The sequence below is a fragment of the Streptomyces sp. VRA16 Mangrove soil genome, from assembly GCF_017377775.1.
In the GTDB taxonomy this organism is placed as follows: domain Bacteria; phylum Actinomycetota; class Actinomycetes; order Streptomycetales; family Streptomycetaceae; genus Streptomyces.
Map to the genome: position 1 here is coordinate 65,731 of NZ_JAFVLN010000029.1, position 20,202 is coordinate 85,932.

The following is a 20,202-nucleotide window of genomic DNA, read 5'->3' on the forward strand; positions in this document are numbered from 1 at the left end:
CCCGCCATGACGTCCACGACCACCGCACCAGCGGAGAAGACAGGAGCGGGGGCGGCGCTCTCCAAAGCCGCCTTCTGGACCGTGCTGGCACTGGTCCTGCTGGCCGACGCGCTCGACATGATCGACTCGACGGTCACCAACATCGCGGCGCCGACGATCGCCACCGACATCGGCGGCGGCGAGTCACTGATCAAGTGGCTCGGTGCCGCCTACGCCCTCGCGATGGGCGTCCTGCTCGTCGTCGGCGGGCGGCTCGGCGACAAGTTCGGGCAGCGGCGCCTGTTCCTGATCGGCATGACGGGCTTCACGCTCGCCTCCGCCGTCTGCGGGCTCTCGCCCGATCCGGCGCTGCTGATCGTGGCCCGTGCGCTGCAGGGCGCGTTCGGCGCGCTGCTCATCCCGCAGGGCATGGCGATCATGACGCGGACCTTCTCGAAGGAGCAGCTGGGCAAGGCGTTCGCGCTCTTCGGCCCGCTGCTCGGGCTGTCCTCGGTGGGCGGTCCGATCCTCGCCGGGTTCCTCATCGACGCCGACGTCGCGGGTCTGTCGTGGCGGCCGATCTTCCTGATCAACCTGATCCTCGGCACGGTCGGGGTGCTCGCCGCCACCCGGCTGCTGCCGCGCGACACCGGCGACCGCTCGGTGACCGTCGACGGGCTCGGCTCGGGGCTGCTCGCCGTCACCATGTTCGGCCTGATGCTGGGCCTGATCGAGGGCTCCACGGCCGGCTGGAACGCCCTGGCGATCGGCTCCCTCGCCGTCGGCCTGGTCTTCCTGCTGCTGTTCTTCCGCCGTCAGCGCACGGCCGCCGAGCCGCTGATCACGGCGTCCCTCCTGAAGAACAAGGGCTTCACCTCGGCGCTGATCCTCGGCCTGTTCTTCTTCGCGGTGACCTCGGGTCTGATCTACGTGATCTCGCTGTTCATGCAGCAGGGCCTCGGTGTCGCCCCCGCCGACGCCGCGCTCGGCCTGCTGCCGCTCACCCTCGGCATCATCGTCTCGGCGTTCGCCACGATGGGCGGCCTGACGAAACGGCTCGGCCGCAACGTGGTGACGCTCGGCCTGCTCCTCACCCTCGCGGGCGGCGCCGGACTGCTGGTGCTGGTGCATGCGCAGGGCATGTCGACGACCCTGTGGGCGATGGCCCCCGCGGTCTTCGTCACCGGGCTCGGCATGGGCTGCTGCTTCGGCACGGTCTTCGACTTCGCGCTCGGCGACGTCTCGGCCGAGGAGGCGGGCAGCGCGTCCGGCTCCCTCACCGCGATCCAGCAGCTCGCCAACGGCCTCGGCTCGGCGATCGTCACCACGGTCTACTTCCACGCGGGCGCCCCGGCCCACGCGATGACCGTCTCCCTCGCCGTCGTCCTCGCGGTCACGGTGGCCTGTCTGCCGCTGGTGCGGCTGCTTCCGCGCCGCGCCGCGGAGGGACCCGGCGGGCACTGAGCCCGGGGCCCCGGGCCCCCTACCCGTCCGTCCGCTCGATCCACTCGCCGCCGCCCAACGGGTAGTCGTACCCGGGGCGGCCGGCGTTCGCGCTGGTACGGAACGGGATGCCGGAGTTGTCGACGCGGACGGTCCCGTGCCGGGAGCCGCTCGTCCAGTCCAGGGTGAGCTCCCAGCGGACGTCGTGCGCCTTGCTGTGCGCGGTGACGTAGAAGACCTCCGGGTCGGACTCGCTGACCTTGTACGGGAAGTCGCGCTGGCCGTTCCTCACGGTGACCGTGGGGCTGCCGTTGTCGAGGTCGACGTCGAACGACTTGGTCTCGACGCTGCCGCCGCAGCCGACACCCATCGCGTAGTCGTTCCAGGCGAGCGGCGCCGCCTTGCCGACGACGCGGACGTGCAGGTCCTCCAGGACGACGGTGTCCGCGCCGGTGCCCTGCACGGTGAGGGCGACGCGCTGCTCGCCGGAGGACACCGCCCCGTACGCGGCGGACCAGCGCGGGGCGTCCTGCTCGGAGGCGGGCGGGCCGACCTGCTCCGGTTCGCTGTTCACCAGGAAGTGCTGGCTGCACGGGCTGTCGTAGACGTAGGGCCGGACACCGACGTTCACCGCGGGCCCGCTGTCGTCCCCGTCTCCGGCGCCCGGCTTGGCGGAGGGGGTGCCCGCGGAGGCGTCGGCCGACGGCGTGCGGGTGCTCGTGCCGCTCGCCGCGGGTGAGCCCGTGGCGGACGGGGACGACCGGCCGTTCTTTCCGGCGCTCTCCGGGTCGGACGCCTGACCCGGTGCGGTGGCTCCGGCCTCCTGGCGCCGGCCGCTGTCGCCGTCGTCGCGATGCCCGAGGTGCACGGCAAGCACCACGGCACCGGTGACGGCGGCGACCGTGACGGCCGCGAGGACGGCGGTGCGCCGCCGGGACGTACGGGGTCCACGGGCCCCGTCGTCGATGCCGGGGCCCATGTCGATGCCGGGGGCCACCGGCTGCGGTTCCGGTTCTGGTTCTGATTCCGGTTCTGGTTCTGGTTCCGTCGGTGGGAGGACGGGCTCCGGCTCGGCCTGCCCCTTACGTCCCCGCGCCGCGTCCGCCAGGATCCACCGGCGGTGCAGCTCCACCAGCTCCTCCGGGCGCGCCTTGCACAGCCGGGCGAACCGTTCGACCGGCGCGTAGTCGTTGGGCACGGCGGTGCCGTTGCAGTAGCGGTGCAGCGTGGACGTGCTCATGTGGAGGCGCTTCGCCAGCACCCCGTAGCTCAGCCCCGACCGGTCCTTCAACTCCCGCAGCAGCTCGGCGAACCCGTCCCCAGACACCCGTTCCTCCATGCCCCCGTGTCCCATTCCCGCGTTCCAGGGTACGTACGTTCCCCCAGCTCAGAGCCCGTTTCAGCGTTCCACCGTCCCCAACTCCCGGCCGGTCGTGGCGCCTGGGACGGACCGCCCCACAAGCTCTGGTCATCCAAGCACCACACCGACCCGAACTCCCAAGGGGCACCACGAACATGACCGGTATCCGCGCTTCCCGCACCCGCCTGCTGACCGCCGCCGCCACCGTCGCGATCGCCGCGCTCTCGCTCACCGCCTGCAACGACGGTTCGGGCGTCAAGGACGAGGGCGCGTCGGCGGCCTCGTCCTCGGCGACGCCGTCGACGCCCTCGACGCCCTCGTCCTCGGCGCCCGCCACCGATGCCGGCTCCGGATCCAAGGCCCCCGACGCGAAGGCTCCCGCCACCCAGGCGCCGGCCACCAAGACCCCGGCCGCCGACACCAAGCCGGTCACCTGCACGGGCTCCAACACCAAGACGGTCGCGGCCCCGCTGACCCGCCCCCTGAACCACATGCTGCTCACGGTCACCAACACCGGCGGCAAGCCCTGCTACCTCTACAACTACCCGTACGTCCGCTTCGGCGAGGCCCAGTCCGTGCCGCCGGTCATCAAGGACTCCCAGCCGCAGGCCGTGGTGACGCTCGCCCCCGGCGAGTCCGGTTACGCGGCCGTCCTGCTCTCCGCCGCCGACGGCAGCGGCACCAACGGTCACACCGAGAAGAACCTCGCCGTGATGTTCCAGGGCCGCGACGGCGACTCGACGGCCGGCGCCGCCCACCCGTCGCTGCCCGGCGAGGGCGCGTACATCGACGACTCCCTGAAGGTCACCTACTGGCAGCAGGACATGGACCTCGCCATCACCTGGTGACCCGGAACACGCACCACACGGCCTTCCCCGGGCCGCCCCGCTCCCGCACCCCCCACGCGTCGGCGCAGGCCGCGACCAGCAGCAGCCCGCGCCCGCCGGTCCCGTCCCCGCCCCCGACAGGCACCGGCGTCCCCGGCCCGCTGTCGTGCACCTCCACCCGCAGCTCGCCGTCCCCGATCGCGTACGAGACGTAGAGCTGGTAACCGCGCCCGGGCGGCGCCCCGTGCAGCAGCGCGTTCGTCGCGAGTTCGCTCACGCACAGCGCCACGTCGTCGCTCCGCTCGTGCCCGGCGAGCCCCCAGTCGGCCAGCGCCTCGCGCGCGAACCGGCGCGCGGCGGGGACGGTGCGCCGGTCACGGGGGTAGAACCGCTCGCGGCGCAGGGCGAGTTGAGGGCCCGGTGGATTGCGGTGGGTGGAGATCGTCTCATTCACCGGACAACCGTCGCGCAGCGTCACTAGCGTGAATCAGCCCGTGGCGCCGTACGCGGATTTTGTACGGGCGTTGTACGGGTTCCGCGCGCTCCATCGCGGGCGAACAGGGGGAGACCTATGACCATGACCTCCAGGCAAGCCCCTCGCAAGAGGAACGTCTCGACCATGAAGATGGTGGGCCGCCAGCTGAAAGCGGCCCGCACGGCGGCGGGTTACACGCAGGTCCAGCTCGCCGAGCTGGTCAGCGTGGACGAGGAGACCATCGCCTCCGTCGAGCAGGGCAGACGGTCGCTGCTGCCCGATCTGGCGGACCGCCTCGATGAACTCCTCGACACCAAGGGGATGTTGACCATCGGCGTGGCCAACATGCCGGAGATCGACCAGTTCCCGTTGTGGGCGGAGGAGTACATGCGGCAGGAGCAGGAGGCCGCCTCCATCTCCTGGTACGACGCGCTCGTCGTACCGGGCATTCTCCAGACCGAGGAGTACGCGCGGGCCGTCCTGCGCGAACGTGTACCGGCGTACGGAGAGGACGAGATCGAGGCCAAGACGGCAGGGCGCGTGGCCCGCCAGGAGATCCTGCACCGCAAGGTGCCGCCGACGCTGAGCTTCGTGGTGTGGGAGCCGGTGCTGCACTCGGCGGTGGGCGAACCGAGGGTGCGACGCGAGCAGTTGCGCCACCTGCGGACGTGCGCCGAACTCCCGGCTGTCTCCCTTCAGTTCCTGCCCCTGGACAGTCCGTCGAACGCCGGAATGGACGGCCCGTTCACCCTGCTCGAAACCCCGGATCACCAGCATCTCGCGTACACCGAGTCACAGCGCGGGAGCCAACTGGTGGCCACCCCCTACGACGTGTCAATCCTGGAGCGCAAGTATGCGATGCTGCGGACACAGGCCCTCACCACACAGCACTCCCTGGGCCTGCTGGACCGACTGCTAGGAGAAGCGTGAGCACCGCAGCAGACCTCAAGTGGTTCAAGTCGAGTTACAGCGGCAGCGAGGGCGGCGAGTGCCTCGAAGTCGCGTACACCTGGCGCAAGTCGAGCTACAGCGGCAGCGAAGGCGGCCAGTGCCTGGAGATCGCCACCTGCCCCCACACCGACACCGTCCACATCCGCGACTCCAAGAACCCGGACGGCCCCACCTTCGCGGTCCGGCCGGAGGCATGGGCCGCGTTCGCGGGGTTCGCGCGGGGATGATGCCTTCGTGATACTCGAAGGCATGGACGAAGACTGGGAGCTGTACCGGGACAAGTTCAGAAACCGCCTGCCCGGTGACCTCGCCGAGCTGCGCGGCCCCGAGCACGGGGTCGTCCAGCTCCCGCTGCACGTGGCCTGGTCGGGGCTGACCGCGTACGACCTCGACCAGCCGCGCCAGCGCATGGGGCTGTACCGGACGGTCCTGCACGAAGGCCAGCACGACGACCTGATCGACTTTCTCAACCGGGACATCCTCCTCACTCTGTGGCCGACCCTGCGCAAGCTGGTCGGCCGGGCCGTGCGAAGCGTGTGGGAGGAGGCCTTTCCCGAGCTGCTCGGAGCCGCCGAATGAAGATGCCCGACCTGCACGCCCGCCTGCTGGCCGACGTGCTCGCGATCGGTTCGCCGTACCCCCTGGTGATCATGGGCGGTTACGCCGTACAGGCGCACCGCCTTGTGTCACGGCCGAGCCAGGATCTCGACGTCGCCACCGAGAACCCCGCACCGATGACCGACATCGCGACCACGTTGCGTGAAGGTCTTGAAGCCCGGGGCTGGCAGGTCGAGGACGTGGAGATCTCCGGCACCTCCGGCCGGTTCATCGTCACCGAACCCACGACCGGGGACCGGTGCGAGGTCGATGTGCTCAAGGAAGTGTTCTACCGGCCACCGGTGGACACCCCGATCGGCCCCGTTCTGGCCGAGGAGGACGTCATCGGCACCAAGATCCGCGCCCTCGCCGACCGAGGCCTGCCGCGCGACCTGATCGACATGTTCGCCGCGTCGAACCGGTGGTCCAACGGAGACCTGGAGATGTTCGGCCGACGTCACCACCGGGGTCCGTTCGACCTCGACGAACTCCAGACCAAGCTGTTCGGCGCGGAATGGATCGACGACGCCGAATTCGAGGCCTACGGCCTCGACACCCCCACCATCCACGCCCTGCGCACCTGGGCCCAGTCCTGGGCCGAAGACCTCGCCGAGCGGCTGCACGGCGACGAGGACCACGACGCCTGACGCGTCACGTCACCACCGGCCCCACCTCCGCCGCCGTCTGCGCCAGCGCCCGGACGACCGGGCTGTCGGCCGTGGTGCGCCAGGTCAGGGCCCAGCGCATGGGCGGCGCCTCCACGACAGGGACGAAGACGACACCGGGCGGGGAGTTGTAGCGCGCGGCGATCTCGCCCAGCGGGTGGACGCAGGCGCCGGACGCGACCAGCACCACCAAGACGTTCGTCCCGAAGGCACGGCTGGCCGCGCAGCACGGCGGCGAGTGGACCGCGAGCGTCGCCCCGGGACGGATCAAGCTCCTCGGGATCCTCGAACTGCTCGCCGTGGCCGGGCTGATCCTGCCCGTCGCGCTCGACGTCGCGCCGGTGATGGTGCCGGTGACGGCCCTGCTGTGGGTGGTGCTGATGGTCGGCGCCATGGTCACCCACGGGCGCCTCGGCCAGTACGGGCTCATCGGCGTCAACGCGGTCCACCTCGGGCTCGCGGTCTTCGTCGCCGCCGGCCGGCTCGCCTCCTGACCGGCGCGGCCGCGCCTCAGGTGCGGCGCAGCTCGCCCTTCACCACCTTCCCGCTCGCGTTCCGCGGCAGCTCGCCCACGAAGGCGACCTGTCGCGGAACCTTGTAGTTGGCCATCTCCCGGCGCGCCCACGCGACCAGGTCGTCGGCCGTCACCACGGACCCCGGCCGCCGCACCACGTACGCCTTCCCGACCTCGCCGAGGCGTCCGTCCGGCACCCCGACGACCGCCACGTCGGCGACGTCCGGGTGCAGTCCGAGGAGCTGCTCGATCTCCGCCGGGTACGCGTTGAAGCCGCCGACGATGAACATGTCCTTGATCCGGTCGGTGATCCGCAGATTGCCCTCGCCGTCCAGGACCCCGACATCGCCCGTGCGCAGCCAGCCGTCCTCGGTGATGACCTCGGCGGTGGCGGCCGGGTCCTCGAAGTAGCCGCGCATGACGTTGAAGCCGCGCACCAGGACCTCGCCGGGCTCGCCGGGGGCCGCGGCGACCCGGATCTCGGTGCCCGGGATCGCCCGGCCCGAGGTCGAGGCGATGGTCCACGGGTCGTCGCCGCGCCGGCACATGGAGACGATGCCGCTGGCCTCGGTCAGCCCGTACGCCGTGAGGACGGTGGCGACGTGCAGTTCGCCGCGCAGCCGCTCGACCAGTTGCAGGGGGACCACGGCCGCGCCCGTGACCACCACCCGCAGCGCCGACAGATCGTGCGCGTCGCGCGCCGGGTGGTCGAGCAGCGACTGGTGCAGGGTGGGCGGTCCGGGCAGTACGGAGACGCGTTCCGCCGCGATGTTGGCGAGCACCGTGTCCACGTTGAAGACGGGCTGCGGGATCATCGTCGCGCCGCGCATCAGGCAGGCGATGACCCCGGCCTTGTAGCCGAAGGTGTGGAAGAAGGGGTTCACGATCAGATAGCGGTCGCCCTCCTCCAGACCGGCGAGGTCCGCCCAGATCTCGTAGCCGCGCAGCGTCTGCTCGTGGGTGATGACGGCGCCCTTGGGGCGTCCGGTGGTGCCCGAGGTGAAGATGATGTCCGAGGGCGAGGAGGGTGACACGGCGTCCGCGCGCTCCCGCACCTCCTCCCCCGTGATCTTGTCCCCGGCGGCCAGGAACTCCTTCCACGTGCGGTATCCGGGCGTCTGCGGCGCGCTGTCCGCGAGCACCACCACCTGTTCCAGGGCGGGGAGTTCGGCTCCGGCCTCCTGGGCGCGGCGCAGCGAGGCCACGTACGACGTGCCGAGGAAGGTGCCGGTGACGAAGAGCAGCCGGGCCCGGGAGCGGGCCAGGATGTCGGCGGCCTCCGCGCCCTTGAAGCGGGTGTTCAGCGGCACCAGGACCGCGCCCGCGCTCACCGCGCCCAGGGCCGAGACGATCCAGTCGAGGGTGTTCGGGGCCCAGACGGCGACCCGGTCGCCGGGTTCGACGCCGGTGGCCATACAGGCCGCCGCGGCCCGTTCGACGCGCTCGCCGAGTTCCGTGTACGAGATCCGGGTGCGCCCGTCCACCACGGCCTCGCGCCCCGCGTGCCGCCGGACCGCTTCCCGGACCAGCCCCGGGACGGTGCCCCACGTCTCCGTGTTCATCGAACGACCTCCCGCAACGCCGTAGCTGACTATCCGTCAGATTAGCTGTAGCCTGACGCGCTGTCAGCAGATGGGATCGAGGTGCTGGGGGTGCCCATGACGGGACTGAAGGACGCGACAGCCATCGTCGGCATAGGGCAGACGGCCTTCGCGAAGCAACTCCCCGAATCCGAGAAGACGTTGGCGTGCCGGGCGATCCTGGCCGCCCTCGACGACGCCGGGCTCGCCCCGTCCGAGGTGGACGCCTTCGCCTCGTACACGATGGAGGAGACCGACGAGGTCGAGGTCGCCAAGGCGATCGGCGCCGGTGACGTCACCTTCTTCTCCAAGATCGGTTACGGGGGCGGCGGTTCGTGCGCGACGCTCGCCCATCTCGCCGCCGCGGTCGCCACCGGGCAGGCGAGCGTGGGCGTGGCCTGGCGCTCGCGCAAGCGCGGCAGCGGACCCCGCCCGTGGAAGAACACCACCGTCCAACTCCCCACGCCCGCCCAGTGGACGCGGCCCTTCGGACTGCTCAGGCCGGCCGACGAGATCGGCATGCTGGCCCGCCGCTACATGCACGAGTACGGGGCCACCCGCGACCACCTCTTCAACGTCGCCCTCGCCTGCCGCAACCGCGCCAACCAGAACCCGGCCGCGATGATGTACGAACGCCCCCTCACCCGGGACATGTACATGAACGCCCGCTGGATCAGCGAGCCGCTCTGCCTCTTCGACAACTGCCTGGAGACGGACGGGGCGCTGGCCTGTGTCATCGTCTCCGCCGAGCGCGCCCGCGACCTGCGCCACAAGCCCGTCTACATCCACTCGGCGGCCCAGGGCCTGCCCGCGCAGCACCACGGCATGGTCAACTACTGGAACGACGACCCCCTCACCGGCCCCGCCTGGACGGCGGCCCGCCACCTGTGGAAGAACTCCGACCTCACCCCGCACGACGTGGACGTCGCCCAGATCTACGACGCGTTCACCCCGCTCATCCCGCTCTCCCTGGAGGGGTACGGGTTCTGTGGCCGCGGCGAGGGCGGCGCGTTCACCGAGGGCGGCGCCCTGGAGATCGGCGGCCGCCTGCCCATCAACACCGGCGGCGGCGGCCTCTCGGAGGCGTACGTGCACGGCTTCAACCTGATCAACGAGGGCGTGAAGCAACTGCGGGGTGTCAGCACGGCCCAAGTACCGGGAGCAAAGACGTGCCTGGTGACGGCGGGCGAGGGGGTGCCGACGTCGGCGGTGCTCCTGAGGACCGCCTGAGCGGGCGAGCAACCACGACGAAGCCGCACTCCGAAGGGACCAGACCATGGCAGACGCCTCCGAATCAGCCCTGCTCACCCCCGTACCGGACGACGACGGCGCCCCCTTCTGGGACTACGCCGCCCGGGGCGAGCTGCGCATCCAGGCCTGCGCCGACCCCGCATGCAGGGAGCTCCGCTTCCCGCCCCGCCCCTGCTGCCCGCACTGCCGGTCCTTCGACTCCACGTGGCAAAGGATGAGCGGCAGGGGGAGGATCTGGTCGTACGTGATCCCGCACCCGCCGCTGCTTCCGGCGTACGCCGCGATGGCCCCCTACAACGCGATCGTCGTCGAACTCGCGGAAGCCCCCCGCATCCGCCTGGTCGGCAACCTGGTCACCGCCGCCGACGCCCCCCTCGACTCGGTCCCCGCGGAGCGCCTGCGCATCGGGGCGAAGGTCCAGGCCGTCTTCACCGAGGTCGACGGCGTGACCGTCCCGCGCTGGATCCTGGAGCGGCCGTGACCCTGCGCACGGAGACCGACAAGGAGACCGGGGTGGCCGTGGTCACCCTGGACCGCCCGCACCGGCACAACGCCCTGGACGCGCCGACGATCGCCGAACTCATCGCCGCCTGGCAGGAGTTCCGCTTCGACGACGACGTACGGGCGATCGTCGTCACCGGCGCCGGCGACCGCGCCTTCTGCACGGGCATCGACCGCGACTTCGGCGTGCCCCAGCCCGGCTCCCCCTACTCCATGGACGATCCGCTCCTCACGGTCGGCCCGAAAGCCAACGACCTGTGGAAACCGGTGATCGCCGCGGTGCACGGCATGGCGTGCGGCGGCGCGTTCTACCTGCTGGGCGAGGCGGAGTTCGTCGTCGCGGACGAGACGGCGACGTTCTTCGACCCGCACACCACGTACGGGATGGTCAGCGCGTACGAGCCGGTGTACCTCGCCCAGCGGATGCCCCCGGGCGAGGTGGCCCGGCTGACGCTGATGGGCTCGGCGGAACGGATGTCGGCGCGGCGGGCGTACGAGACCGGGCTGGTCAGTGAAGTCACCCCGCCCGGGGCGGCGTTGGCGGCGGCGGTGCGGTGCGCGCAGACGATCGCCGGGTATCCCACGACCGCGGTCCAGGGCACCGTACGGGCGATCTGGGCGGCGACCGAGGCCGCCCGCGCCCACGCCTTCGCCCAGGCCCCGCACCTGCTGAAACTCGGCAGCGTGCCGCCGGAGGAACAGGCGGGGCTCTTCACTTCCCGGACGCGGCGGGGCTTCACCGTGCGCTAGGAGTGGAACAGGGTCTCCGGGTCGACCTCGCAGTGGTCGACCACGGCGTTCGGGTCGTCGCCGCCGACCGGCACCTTGGTGGTCACCTTGCCCTGCGCGGGGACCCTGACCTCGTGGAAGAGCGCGTTGATCGTGTCGCCGGAGGAGTCCAGGAAGGCGACGTGGATGTCGTAACGCACCGTCTTGTCATTGGGGTTGGTGACCTCGACGGTGGCGTACGGGGTCTTCTCGTCCGCGCACTTGATCAGCCGCGCGGTGCCCTGCCGCACGGAACTGCCGCTGCCGCTCGACGTGGAGGTGGGCGTCGGGGTGCGGTGGCGGGGCCGCACGGTCGGGACGACGACGGTGCCGCTGTCGTCATCGTCGTCGTAGCCGGACCCGGAGGACCCGCCGCTCGACGAGCTGCTCGACGAACTGTCGTGGTCCTGGGAGGAGCTGCTGCAGCCTCCCCCTCCGCTGCCGCTGCTGTGGTGGTGCCCGCGCCCCCGCCCGCTGGAGAAGCCAGTGAGGGCCACCACCACCAGCGCGGCAACAGCCGTAAGTCTCAGTCCCCGTGTCATCACGCCGCGCACCCTAGCGCCCCGCCAGGGGCGCGGGGAACCGCGCACCCGGCCCCACCCGGGCGGGCGCCCGGCAACGTCGCGACCGGGACCGAGCCGGACGCCTGAGGGGAGCGCTCACCCCGCGCCGGGGTGCCGCCCTGCCCACCCTGCCGCCCATGGCGGCAGACTGCCCAAGGCTCCGGGGCCTACCGGCTGGTCCCGGTGCCCTTCTCGGCGTCCAGGGCGTACACGCAGCGGTCCTTGCTGCACGCGTACACGACCCCGTCCGTGACCACGGGCGTGCCGGTGATCTCGCCGCCGGTCGCGAGCTTCCAGCGCAGGCGGCCGTCGTCGGACTTGAGGGTGTAGAGGAGGTGGTCGGTCGAGCCGAAGTGGATGCGGCCGTCGGCGACCACCGGGGAGCCGACGATCTCCCCGCCGGCCTGGAAGCGCCACTTCGGCGTGCCCGTCACGGCGTCCAGGGTGTAGAGCCCCTGCCCGCTGCCCACGTGGACGTGCCCGTGCGAGACGAGCACCGGGTCCACCGACGAGGGGCGCGGCTCGGTCGCGATGCGCCAGCGGTCGCGGCCGTCGGTGGCGTCGAGCGCGTACACCGTGCCGTGGTGGTCGGCGAGGTACACCCCGCCGCCGGTGACCGCGGGCCCCGGCACGAACGCGGGCGGGCACAGGAAGACGGCCGGTGCCTCGAAGTGCCAGCGGACGTGGCCCGAGGCGACGTCGACGGCGAGGACGCGGGTGCCCGCGGCGACGTACACATAGCCGTCGTCGGCCGGAGTGAGCCGGACCGGGACGCCGCCGCACGAGGCCGCGTCGCCGACCGGGTACGACCAGCGCTCCTCGCCGGTACGGGCCTCCAGGGCGCGCAGCCGGGCGTCCTTCCACACGTACACCGTGCCGTCGTGGATGACGGGCCCGGCCTCGGGCGCCTCGAAGTCGGTCTGGCAGCCGGTGATCTCCCAGAGGGGTTCGCCGCTGACCGCCTCGCGGGCCTGGACGCCGCCGCCGCGGGTGCCGGTGACGACGGTGCCGCGGTCGGCCTGGAGCGAGTAGACCCAGGCGTCGGTCTGCAGCCGCCACAGGTCGGTGCCCTCGCGGGCGTCGAGGGCCCACAGGGTCGGGCCGTCGGAGGCGTGGATGCGGCCGTCGGCCACCGCCATGGACCAGGCGACGTCGCGGGTCTTGAAGCGGCGCCTGCCGGTGGCCACGTCGAGGGCGTGCACCTCGAAGGAGGTGACGTAGACGAGGTCGCCCGCGACCTTCGGGGTGCCCCACACGTCGTTGGACATCCGGAACCGCCAGGGCCGCCAGCTGCTCGGCGCCTCGCCGGTGGCGGGCGCGGGCACGGCGGCGACGGGGTCTGCGGCCCCGTTCACGGACGGCTTCGCCCGCGACCAGGACGCGGCGAGCCCCGACTCGGCGGGCGGCGCCTGCACGGCGGCGGCCCGCGCGTCGGCGACCCGCGGGCCGGGCCCGATGGGCACCTGCGCGCCGGCCAGGTGGACCGGGCCGTCGGCGGCGAGCCCGGAGCTCACGGGCGCGGCGACCGGCGAGGCGGCGGCCGAGCCGCGCCAGCCGTCCGACGGGACCGGGGCCGAGGAGACCGGCGAGGGCGGCGGGGGCTGCGGCGGCATCGCGGGCACCGGGTTGCCGGGCGTGCGGGACGCGGGCGGCTTCACCGAGGTGCGGCCGCCGCGGCGCGACTCGATCAGCGCGACGGACCGCTCGGGCAGCCACGCGGACGCGGTGCCGCTGTCGTCGCTGCCGGAGCCGAAGAGGTGCGGGGCGAGCTGGGACTGGAGGTCGGCGGGCGAGGGCCGCATCGCCGCTTCCATGTGCATGCACGTCTCGATGAGCGGCCGCAGCTCCTCCGGCAGACCCTCCAGGTCGGGGCCCTCGCGCAGCAGCATGAAGACCGTCTCGACCGGGTTCGCGCCGTGGAACGGCGCGTGGCCGGTCGCCGCGAAGACGAGGGTGGAGCCGAGCGAGAAGACGTCGCTCGCGCCCGTCACGCTGCGCGAGTCCTTCGCCTGCTCGGGCGACATGTACGCGGGCGTGCCCACCGCCACGTTCGTCATGGTCAGGCGGGTGTTGGAGACCCCGGACGCGATACCGAAGTCGATCACGCGCGGGCCGTCCTCGACGACGAGGACGTTCGACGGCTTGAGGTCGCGGTGGACCAGGCCCGCCCCGTGGATCGACTGCAGCGCCTCGGCGACACCGGCCGCCAGCCAGCGCACCGCCTGGGCCGGCAGCGGCCCGCACTCATTCACTATTTCTTCGAGGGAGGGCGCGGGCACGTACGCGGTGGCGAGCCAGGGCACGGCGGCGCGCGGGTCGGCGTCGACGACGGCGGCCGTGTAGAAGCCGGACACCGCCCGGGCCGCCTCGACCTCGCGCGTGAAACGGACCCGGAACAGCTGGTCCTCGGCGAGCTCCGTACGCACCGTCTTGATCGCCACGCGCCGGCCCGAGGCCGAGCGTGCCAGATAGACCAGGCCCATGCCGCCCGCGCCGAGCCGTCCCAGGACCTCGAACGGACCGATCCGCCTCGGATCGTGCTGCGTCAGCTGATCCACCACTTGCCTGCCACCTCCCCGTACGGGGCCACCGCACTCACGACCCCCGTCAGCGTCTCACCACCGAAGCGCTACGGCGGCACGCACCCCGATTCTTCCTGTCCGGGGCCCCGGTTGCGAACCCGGGGGCGCCACGGGGTGTCACGGACGTGCCATGAGGTGTCTCACACTCCGCCGCGACGTGCGCGGGACGCCGCCCGCGGCTCCTCCCGGTCCGTCTCCCGTACGGCGAACAGTGCCCCCTGGTCGTCGGCGAGGACGGCCACCCGCCCGTACGCCGTCGGGTGCGCCGCCACCCGGACCGCACCGCCGAGCCGGACCGCGTCCGCGACCGTGGCGTCCAGGCCCGCCGTGCCGAAGTGCACCAGGAATCGCCCGGTCGGCGGTCCGACCGCGGCGGTGCGGCGGCCCGCCACCGCGGTGCGCGGGCCCGGCACGGACCCGGCGGGCGCCCACAGGCGCAGTCCGTCGCCCGCGTCCTCGGTGTCCACGGCCGCGTACCCGAAGACGGACTCGTAGAAGGTGTCGGCCCGTACCGTGTCCCGCACCCGCAGCTCGCTCCAGCAGAAGGCGCCGGGCTCCCCCGTCACCTCGAAGCCGAGATCGCTGCCCGCCTGCCACAGGCCGAACATCCCGCCGTCCCGGTCGGTGACCAGGGCCATGGTGGCCGCGGTGCCCACGGAGAGCGGCCCCGACACGATCCGGCCGCCGGAGCGGGCGACCCGGGCGGCGGTGGCGTAGGCGTCGCGGACCGCGAAGTGCACGGTCCAGGCCGGTCCGGTGGCGCCCAGCACCGGGGAAGAGCCTCTCGTCCCATCCCCCTCGTCGCCCGAAGGGCGGCCTCGCGGAGTCTGGTGCGTGCTCTCGGCGTGCCGGGTGCAAGGGCTCGTACTGGATGTACTTGGCCTTACGCCCGGTGCGGCGAGAGTGCGTGCCAGACGTCGCGGGGCAGAGGGGGATGGGACGAGAGGCTCTAGTGCGGAGACAGCCCGGTCCTCGCTGTACGCCGCCGTGTAGTAGCCCCGCTCGGCCCCCGCGCCCTCGTCGAAGGTCCACCCGAAGAGATCGCCGTAGAACCGCTTGCCCGCCTCGACGTCGGGCAGCCGGACGTCGGCCCAGCACGGGGCTCCTTCGGGGAATGCGCTGCGTACGGGGCCCATGGCGGCACGCTAGCCACGCAGGTCAGGGCCACACCGTTCACATTCGAACGAATGGCCAATTCCGGTCGCCCCCGGAACGGATTTTGACCGGCGGCCGGTCCCGTTCCGCACGCCTGATGACAGCCTGGCGAAGGGGGCCAACCCCATTTGCAGTCGGCCAGATCGCGCTCCGATCACCCCTCGGTAAGCTGACGGCATGACAGGACAAGTACGTACCGTCGACGGACGTGTGGCCGGACGGCGTGGTCAGGCAACACGTCAGAAGCTGCTGGAATGCCTCGGCGAGATGCTCAGCTCCTCGCCCTACCGGGACGTCAAAGTCATTGATGTCGCGCGAAAGGCGGGCACTTCGCCCGCGACGTTCTACCAGTACTTCCCGGACGTCGAGGGCGCCGTCCTGGAGATCGCCGAGCAAATGGCCACCGAAGGGGCCGAGTTGACCGGCCTGGTCGCCGACCGCTCCTGGGTCGGCAAGGCCGGCTGGACGACGGCGCAGGAACTCGTGGACGGCTTCCTGGAGTTCTGGCGCCGCAACGACGCGATCCTGCGCGTCGTCGACCTCGGTGCGGCCGAGGGCGACAAGCGGTTCTACAAGATCCGCATGAAGATCCTGAACTCCGTGAACAACTCCCTTGCGGACGCGGTCAAGGAGCTCCAGGACAAGGGCAAGGTCGACAAGGACGTGAGCCCGGCGGCGGTCGCCGGATCGCTGGTCGCGATGCTCGCGGCGGTCGCCTCGCACCAGAAGGGCTTCCAGGCCTGGGGCGTCAAGCAGGCCGAACTGAAGCCGAACGTGGCGCTGTTGGTGCACCTGGGCGTGACCGGAAAGAAGCCGACGAAGTAACACCCCTCTGCACTCTCTGCACCCTTCTGCCCTTTCTGGTCCTGACTGGTCCTGACTGGTTCTGTCGAGCGGCGGCGGTTCGCGTGGTCAGCGTGAGCCGCCGCCGTTGCAGTCGGGTCCCGGGATCCGGTGCGGTCAGGCCCCGGGATCAGGGCTTTCGCGCCGTTCGAGACGGAACAGCCTGATCTCCCGGTCGATCCGCGCCTGGTACGCGGCGTACGGCGGCCAGAACGTCAGCGCCGCCTCCCAAGCCGCCGCCCGCTCCTCGGACTTGAGCAGCCGTGCGGTGACCGGAATGTCCTCGCCGCGCCAGTTGATCACGGCGTCGGGGTGGGCGAGCAGGTTCGCCGTCCACGCCGGGTGTCCCGGCCGCCCGAAGTTCGACCCGATCAGCAGCCAGGGGCCCGCGTCGCCGGCTCCCTCGGGCATGCAGGCGAGCGGGGTGCGCCGTTCGAGCCCGCTTCTCGCGCCCTTCGCGGTGAGGATGACTCCCGGCAGCATCTGCGCGCTGACCAGCACTTTTCCCTTGGTGAGCCGGTGCACGGCACGGTCCAGGGCCGGGATGACGTGCGGTGCGACCTTGGCGAAGGTCCTGGTCGAGGAGACCTTCTGCACGAGCTTGAGCCCGGGCGGCGCCATCAGGCGGTCACCGCGAAGAGTCCGGCGGCCCCGGCCGCGTGCGCCCGCAGCAGGTGCACGGGCCCGAAGAGCAGCTCGTCGCCCGCGGCCCGCTTCAGATACAGGTGCGCGTCGTGCTCCCAGGTGAAGCCGATGCCGCCGTGCAGCTGGACCGCCTCGGCCGCGGCGGTGCGCAGCGCCTCCAGGGCCTGGGCGAGCGCGAGGCCGCCGACCCGCTCACGGCCCCGGTCGCCGGTCGCCCAGGCCGCGTAGTACGCCGCCGAGCGCGCCGCCTGCACCGTCACGTACACATCGGCGAGCCGGTGCTTGACCGCCTGGAAGGAGCCGACGGGCCGACCGAACTGCTCGCGCTCCTTGACGTAGCCGACGGTCCGCTCCAGGGCCCGGTCGGCGGCCCCGACCGCCTCCGCGGCGAGCAGGGTGGCGGCGGTGTCGCCGGTCGCGGCGAGCGCACCGAGCACGTCGCCCTCGCCACCGCTCTGCGCGCCGAGCAACTCGGCGGCCACGTCGCGCAGTTCGACGCGGGCCTGAGGGCGAGTCTCGTCGAGGGAGGTCTGCCGGGTGCGTACGAGCCCGGCGGCGTCGCCCTCCACGAGGAAGAGCAGGGTCCGGGAGCGGGCGAAGCCGCCGGTGTGGGCGGCGACCAGGAGCAGGCCCGCGCTGTGCCCGTCGAGCACCTGCTCGGCCTGCCCGTAGAGCCGCCAGCCGCCGTCGCCGCCGCGGGCCTGCACCCCGCCCGCGCGGCCGCCGCCCGACCAGTCCCCCGCGTTCTCCGCGACCAGGCCGAGCGCGGTGGCGAGCCCCGTGCCGGGGACGGCGAGGGCGGCGGTGAGCGCGCCCCGAGCGATGCGCGGCAGGAACGCCTCGCGCTGCGCGTCCGTGCCGAGCGCGGCGATCAGCGGGGCGACGAGCCCGCTGGTCGCGAGCAGTGGGGCCGGGGCCAGGACCCGCCCCAATTCCTCCTGTGCGAGCGCGAGTTCGGTGACCGTCGCGCCGACCCCGCCGTACCGTTCGGGCAGCGCGAGGCCCGGCAGTCCGAGCTCGGCGCCGAGGGCGCCCCACAGGGCGAGGTCGTGGCCTGCCGGGGTGCGGGTGGCGGCTTTGACGTCGTCCGGGGTGCAGCGTTTGGTGGTGAGTTCGCGCAGGGTGCGACGGATCTCCTGCTGTTCCTCGGTGAACGTGGCGTCCATGCGAGCCCCTTTCTGACGGGGCGTCATGCTAGGGCGCCGATCCCCGGAAGCCCAGAGTCACGCACCTCTCTGCGGGCCCAGAATCTGATGTACCGTCAGATTCATGACGACTGGCTCCCGCTCCGGCACCCGTCCGACCCCGGCGATCGCCGGGGTGGCCCTCTCCGACTGCGGCCGCGTCGACGAGGCCACTCCCTACGCCCTGCACGCCCAGGCCGCCCGCCGCGCGCTCGCCGACGCGGGCCTGACCCCCGATGTGCTCGACGGCGTCGCGAGCGCGGGGCTCGGCGTCCTCGCCCCGGTGGAGGTGGCCGAGTACCTGGGCCTCACACCCCGCTGGGTGGACTCGACCTCGGTGGGCGGCTCGACGTGGGAGGTGATGGCGGCGCACGCGGCGGATGCGATAGCCGCCGGGCACGCCCGCGCCGTCCTGCTCGTCTACGGCTCGACGGCCCGCGCCGACATCAAGGCGAAGCGCCGCACCTCGAACCTCTCCTTCGGCGCCCGCGGCCCCCTCCAGTTCGAGGTCCCGTACGGGCACACGCTCGTCGCCAAGTACGCGATGGCGGCCCGCCGCCACATGCACGAGTACGGCACGACGCTGGAGCAGCTCGCCCAAGTCGCCGTCCAGGCACGGCAGAACGCGGCGGCGAACCCGGAGGCGATGTTCCGCGACCCGATCACCGTCGACGACGTGCTGTCCGGACCGATGATCGCCGACCCCTTCACTAAACTGCACTGCTGCATCCGCTCGGACGGCGGCGCGGCGGTCGTGATGGTCGCCGACGACCTCCTGCCCGACTGCGCGAAGCCGCCCGTCCGGGTCCTCGGCGCGGGCGAGCACGTCTCGCACACCACCATGTCGGAGTGGGACGACTTCACGGTCTCCCCCGCGGCGGTCAGCGGCCGCCTCGCCTTCGAGCGGGCCGGGGTGACCCCGGCCGAGATCGACGTCGCGGAGATCTACGACGCCTTCACGTACATGACGCTCGTGACCCTGGAGGACCTGGGCTTCTGCGCGAAGGGCGAGGGCGGCGCGTTCGTCGAGAAAGGCCGCCTGCTGCGCGACGGCGAACTCCCCACGAACACGGACGGCGGCGGCCTCTCCGCCCAACACCCCGGCATGCGCGGCCTGTTCCTCCTCGTCGAGGCGGTCAGGCAACTGCGCGGCGAGGCGGGCGGCCACCAGGTGCGCAGGCCCGACGGGTCGCTGCCCGCGCTCGCGGTGGCGTCGGGGACGGGCGGCTGGTTCTGTTCGTCGGGGACGGTGGTGCTCGGCCGGGAGTGATCATTTTTCGCCGACACCGATGAGTTTCGGCGGTGCCCGGGGTCATCATGGGCGTTCGGCGCACCGCGAACCGCGCGGGCGCCCCGCACCCGGAGGAGCTCTCCCATGCGCACGCTCATCAGCACCGCCTTCGTCTCGCTCGACGGTGTGATGGAGGCGCCCGGCGGCGAAGCCGGCTACCGCAACGCCGGCTGGACGTTCAAGGGCATCGACTTCCTTCCCGAGGCCTACGAGCTCAAGGGCCGCGAGCAGAAGGAGGCCACGGCGATGCTGCTCGGCCGGGCCAGCTACGAGGCGTTCAGCCCGGTGTGGCCCGGCATGGCGGAGTTCGGCGACTACAAGGAGCTGCCCAAGTACGTCGTCTCGACCACCCTCACCGAGGACGCCCTGGTCGACGACTGGGGCCCCACCACGATCCTGCGCTCCCTCGACGAGGTCGCCGCGCTGAAGGAGACCGAGGGCGGCCCGGTCCTCGTGCACGGCAGCATCGCCCTCAACCACGCGCTCTCCGACGCCGGCCTGATCGACCGCTACCACCTGCTCGTCTTCCCGGTGCTGCTCGGCGCGGGCAAGCGGCTGTTCAGCGCCACCGACAAGGACGCCCAGCAGTTGCGGCTGGTCGAGCAGCAGGCGTACGCGAACGGGATCCAGCTGCAGGTCTTCGACGTCGTGCGGTGACGGCGGGTGCCGGTGGAGACGGACCACTTCCTGTACGCCAACGACCCGGCCGGGTTCGCGGAGGCCGCCGGCGCAAGGGGGTCCCGCAGGGGCGCGGGGCTGTATCGATCTGCGGCTCCGTCGATGGTGGTCGTGCCCCGTCAGGGGCGCGGGGAACTGCGCGACCAGCCCCCACCGGGCCTGCACCCGGCGATGGCGGGGCCGGGCCGAGCTGGAGGCCGGTTGGAGCGCTCGCCCCGCGCCGGGGTGCCGCCTTGCCCACCCTGCCGCCCATGGCGGCAGATTGCCCAAGGCGGCGCGGCAGCCGACCGGCGGCGGATCGCCCGAGGCGGCCGTGGCGGGCGGCGGCGGATGGCCCAAGGCGGGGTGGG

At 72.4% G+C, this 20,202-nt stretch carries 22 protein-coding genes; 13 read left to right on the forward strand and 9 right to left on the reverse strand.

The window, feature by feature from the left end; all coding sequences use genetic code 11:
- Positions 1-6: 6 nt before the first annotated feature.
- Complete coding sequence (locus tag J3486_RS42265; protein WP_207829565.1) at positions 7-1,443, forward strand: MFS transporter; 1,437 nt, start codon at positions 7-9, stop codon at positions 1,441-1,443.
- A 19-nt stretch (positions 1,444-1,462) separates the two neighbouring features.
- Here the strand turns inward: J3486_RS42265 and J3486_RS42270 are convergent, their stop codons facing one another.
- On the reverse strand, positions 1,463-2,761 hold the full coding sequence (locus tag J3486_RS42270; RefSeq protein ID WP_207829566.1) for a helix-turn-helix transcriptional regulator: 1,299 nt from the start codon (positions 2,759-2,761) through the stop codon (positions 1,463-1,465).
- A gap of 176 nt (positions 2,762-2,937) precedes the next feature.
- Between J3486_RS42270 and J3486_RS42275 the strand changes: the two genes are divergently transcribed.
- On the forward strand, positions 2,938-3,630 hold the full coding sequence (locus tag J3486_RS42275; protein ID WP_207829569.1) for a DUF4232 domain-containing protein: 693 nt from the start codon (positions 2,938-2,940) through the stop codon (positions 3,628-3,630).
- Here the strand turns inward: J3486_RS42275 and J3486_RS42280 are convergent.
- A complete protein-coding gene (locus tag J3486_RS42280) occupies positions 3,620-4,063 on the reverse strand; it encodes an ATP-binding protein (RefSeq protein ID WP_307805179.1) in 444 nt (147 codons plus the stop codon). The genes J3486_RS42275 and J3486_RS42280 overlap by 11 nt on opposite strands.
- 123 nt (positions 4,064-4,186) lie before the next feature.
- On the opposite strand from J3486_RS42280, the gene J3486_RS42285 reads away from it, so the two are divergent.
- From J3486_RS42285 to J3486_RS42300, 4 genes are read left to right on the forward strand one after another with little or no spacing between them, the layout of a single operon-like run.
- Positions 4,187-5,014, forward strand: coding sequence for a helix-turn-helix transcriptional regulator (locus J3486_RS42285; protein WP_207829572.1), 828 nt, complete (start codon positions 4,187-4,189; stop codon positions 5,012-5,014).
- Positions 5,011-5,262, forward strand: coding sequence for a DUF397 domain-containing protein (locus tag J3486_RS42290; RefSeq protein ID WP_207829575.1), 252 nt, complete (start codon positions 5,011-5,013; stop codon positions 5,260-5,262). The genes J3486_RS42285 and J3486_RS42290 overlap by 4 nt, the downstream gene beginning before the upstream one ends.
- 22 nt (positions 5,263-5,284) lie before the next feature.
- On the forward strand, positions 5,285-5,614 hold the full coding sequence (locus J3486_RS42295) for a hypothetical protein (protein WP_207829578.1): 330 nt from the start codon (positions 5,285-5,287) through the stop codon (positions 5,612-5,614).
- Positions 5,611-6,279 carry a nucleotidyl transferase AbiEii/AbiGii toxin family protein gene (locus tag J3486_RS42300; RefSeq protein ID WP_207829580.1) on the forward strand — a complete coding sequence of 223 codons (669 nt, stop codon included), beginning with the start codon at positions 5,611-5,613 and terminating at the stop codon, positions 6,277-6,279. Before J3486_RS42295 ends, J3486_RS42300 begins: the two co-directional genes overlap by 4 nt.
- 4 nt (positions 6,280-6,283) lie before the next feature.
- Here J3486_RS42300 and J3486_RS44570 read toward each other — a convergent pair whose 3' ends face one another.
- On the reverse strand, positions 6,284-6,568 hold the full coding sequence (locus J3486_RS44570; protein WP_229379482.1) for a hypothetical protein: 285 nt from the start codon (positions 6,566-6,568) through the stop codon (positions 6,284-6,286).
- Between J3486_RS44570 and J3486_RS42305 the strand changes: the two genes are divergently transcribed.
- A complete protein-coding gene (locus J3486_RS42305) occupies positions 6,513-6,791 on the forward strand; it encodes a DoxX family protein (RefSeq protein ID WP_229379503.1) in 279 nt (92 codons plus the stop codon). The two genes, J3486_RS44570 and J3486_RS42305, sit on opposite strands and share 56 nt — an antisense overlap.
- A 16-nt stretch (positions 6,792-6,807) precedes the next feature.
- Here J3486_RS42305 and J3486_RS42310 read toward each other — a convergent pair whose 3' ends face one another.
- Positions 6,808-8,373 (reverse strand): FadD3 family acyl-CoA ligase, encoded by a 1,566-nt coding sequence (locus J3486_RS42310; RefSeq protein WP_207829582.1) that lies wholly within the window; start codon positions 8,371-8,373, stop codon positions 6,808-6,810.
- Between the two features lie 96 nt (positions 8,374-8,469).
- Between J3486_RS42310 and J3486_RS42315 the strand changes: the two genes are divergently transcribed.
- From J3486_RS42315 to J3486_RS42325, 3 genes are read left to right on the forward strand one after another with little or no spacing between them, the layout of a single operon-like run.
- The gene (locus tag J3486_RS42315; protein WP_207829586.1) at positions 8,470-9,621 is read left to right on the forward strand and encodes a lipid-transfer protein; all 1,152 of its coding nucleotides are present in this window, start codon (positions 8,470-8,472) and stop codon (positions 9,619-9,621) included.
- A 46-nt stretch (positions 9,622-9,667) separates the two neighbouring features.
- Positions 9,668-10,123: a Zn-ribbon domain-containing OB-fold protein gene (locus J3486_RS42320; protein WP_207829598.1), complete on the forward strand. Its 456-nt coding sequence runs from the start codon at positions 9,668-9,670 to the stop codon at positions 10,121-10,123.
- Positions 10,120-10,893, forward strand: a complete 774-nt coding sequence (locus J3486_RS42325; RefSeq protein WP_207829601.1) for an enoyl-CoA hydratase/isomerase family protein — start codon at positions 10,120-10,122, stop codon at positions 10,891-10,893. The genes J3486_RS42320 and J3486_RS42325 overlap by 4 nt, the downstream gene beginning before the upstream one ends.
- Here the strand turns inward: J3486_RS42325 and J3486_RS42330 are convergent.
- The 3 genes from J3486_RS42330 to J3486_RS45315 form a co-directional block, all read right to left on the reverse strand.
- Positions 10,890-11,453 carry a hypothetical protein gene (locus J3486_RS42330; protein ID WP_207829604.1) on the reverse strand — a complete coding sequence of 188 codons (564 nt, stop codon included), beginning with the start codon at positions 11,451-11,453 and terminating at the stop codon, positions 10,890-10,892. The genes J3486_RS42325 and J3486_RS42330 overlap by 4 nt on opposite strands.
- A 188-nt stretch (positions 11,454-11,641) precedes the next feature.
- Positions 11,642-14,035, reverse strand: a complete 2,394-nt coding sequence (locus tag J3486_RS42335) for a PQQ-binding-like beta-propeller repeat protein (protein ID WP_207829607.1) — start codon at positions 14,033-14,035, stop codon at positions 11,642-11,644.
- 161 nt (positions 14,036-14,196) lie between these two features.
- On the reverse strand, positions 14,197-15,192 hold the full coding sequence (locus tag J3486_RS45315; protein ID WP_374194836.1) for a VOC family protein: 996 nt from the start codon (positions 15,190-15,192) through the stop codon (positions 14,197-14,199).
- Positions 15,193-15,388: 196 nt separating this feature from the next.
- Here J3486_RS45315 and J3486_RS42345 point away from each other — a divergent pair, with 196 nt between their 5' ends.
- Positions 15,389-16,036, forward strand: coding sequence for a TetR family transcriptional regulator (locus J3486_RS42345; protein ID WP_207829610.1), 648 nt, complete (start codon positions 15,389-15,391; stop codon positions 16,034-16,036).
- Between the two features lie 135 nt (positions 16,037-16,171).
- Here J3486_RS42345 and J3486_RS42350 read toward each other — a convergent pair whose 3' ends face one another.
- Together J3486_RS42350 and J3486_RS42355 are read right to left on the reverse strand one after the other, a co-directional pair.
- On the reverse strand, positions 16,172-16,675 hold the full coding sequence (locus J3486_RS42350; protein WP_207829617.1) for a nitroreductase family deazaflavin-dependent oxidoreductase: 504 nt from the start codon (positions 16,673-16,675) through the stop codon (positions 16,172-16,174).
- A complete protein-coding gene (locus J3486_RS42355; protein ID WP_207829629.1) occupies positions 16,675-17,865 on the reverse strand; it encodes an acyl-CoA dehydrogenase family protein in 1,191 nt (396 codons plus the stop codon). The genes J3486_RS42350 and J3486_RS42355 overlap by 1 nt, the downstream gene beginning before the upstream one ends.
- 103 nt (positions 17,866-17,968) lie before the next feature.
- On the opposite strand from J3486_RS42355, the gene J3486_RS42360 reads away from it, so the two are divergent.
- Together J3486_RS42360 and J3486_RS42365 are read left to right on the forward strand one after the other, a co-directional pair.
- Complete coding sequence (locus tag J3486_RS42360) at positions 17,969-19,153, forward strand: acetyl-CoA acetyltransferase (RefSeq protein ID WP_207829631.1); 1,185 nt, start codon at positions 17,969-17,971, stop codon at positions 19,151-19,153.
- Positions 19,154-19,258: 105 nt separating this feature from the next.
- Positions 19,259-19,831 (forward strand): dihydrofolate reductase family protein, encoded by a 573-nt coding sequence (locus J3486_RS42365; protein ID WP_207829633.1) that lies wholly within the window; start codon positions 19,259-19,261, stop codon positions 19,829-19,831.
- The last annotated feature ends 371 nt before the right edge of the window (positions 19,832-20,202 follow it).

What these genes read in the sequence shown, in the direction of transcription:
- J3486_RS42295 (WP_207829578.1), top strand. Translation starts at nt 5,285, where the DNA reads ATGGACGAAGACTGGGAGCTGTACCGGGACAAGTTCAGAAACCGCCTG.
- J3486_RS42275 (WP_207829569.1), top strand. Translation starts at nt 2,938, where the DNA reads ATGACCGGTATCCGCGCTTCCCGCACCCGCCTGCTGACCGCCGCCGCC.
- J3486_RS42360 (WP_207829631.1), top strand. Translation starts at nt 17,969, where the DNA reads ATGACGACTGGCTCCCGCTCCGGCACCCGTCCGACCCCGGCGATCGCC.
- J3486_RS42330 (WP_207829604.1), bottom strand. Translation starts at nt 11,453, where the DNA reads ATGACACGGGGACTGAGACTTACGGCTGTTGCCGCGCTGGTGGTGGTG.
- J3486_RS42300 (WP_207829580.1), top strand. Translation starts at nt 5,611, where the DNA reads ATGAAGATGCCCGACCTGCACGCCCGCCTGCTGGCCGACGTGCTCGCG.
- J3486_RS42365 (WP_207829633.1), top strand. Translation starts at nt 19,259, where the DNA reads ATGCGCACGCTCATCAGCACCGCCTTCGTCTCGCTCGACGGTGTGATG.
- J3486_RS42270 (WP_207829566.1), bottom strand. Translation starts at nt 2,761, where the DNA reads ATGGAGGAACGGGTGTCTGGGGACGGGTTCGCCGAGCTGCTGCGGGAG.
- J3486_RS42310 (WP_207829582.1), bottom strand. Translation starts at nt 8,373, where the DNA reads ATGAACACGGAGACGTGGGGCACCGTCCCGGGGCTGGTCCGGGAAGCG.
- J3486_RS42355 (WP_207829629.1), bottom strand. Translation starts at nt 17,865, where the DNA reads ATGGACGCCACGTTCACCGAGGAACAGCAGGAGATCCGTCGCACCCTG.
- J3486_RS42345 (WP_207829610.1), top strand. Translation starts at nt 15,389, where the DNA reads ATGACAGGACAAGTACGTACCGTCGACGGACGTGTGGCCGGACGGCGT.
- J3486_RS42350 (WP_207829617.1), bottom strand. Translation starts at nt 16,675, where the DNA reads ATGGCGCCGCCCGGGCTCAAGCTCGTGCAGAAGGTCTCCTCGACCAGG.
- J3486_RS42320 (WP_207829598.1), top strand. Translation starts at nt 9,668, where the DNA reads ATGGCAGACGCCTCCGAATCAGCCCTGCTCACCCCCGTACCGGACGAC.
- J3486_RS42265 (WP_207829565.1), top strand. Translation starts at nt 7, where the DNA reads ATGACGTCCACGACCACCGCACCAGCGGAGAAGACAGGAGCGGGGGCG.
- J3486_RS45315 (WP_374194836.1), bottom strand. Translation starts at nt 15,192, where the DNA reads ATGGGCCCCGTACGCAGCGCATTCCCCGAAGGAGCCCCGTGCTGGGCC.
- J3486_RS42285 (WP_207829572.1), top strand. Translation starts at nt 4,187, where the DNA reads ATGACCTCCAGGCAAGCCCCTCGCAAGAGGAACGTCTCGACCATGAAG.
- J3486_RS42315 (WP_207829586.1), top strand. Translation starts at nt 8,470, where the DNA reads ATGACGGGACTGAAGGACGCGACAGCCATCGTCGGCATAGGGCAGACG.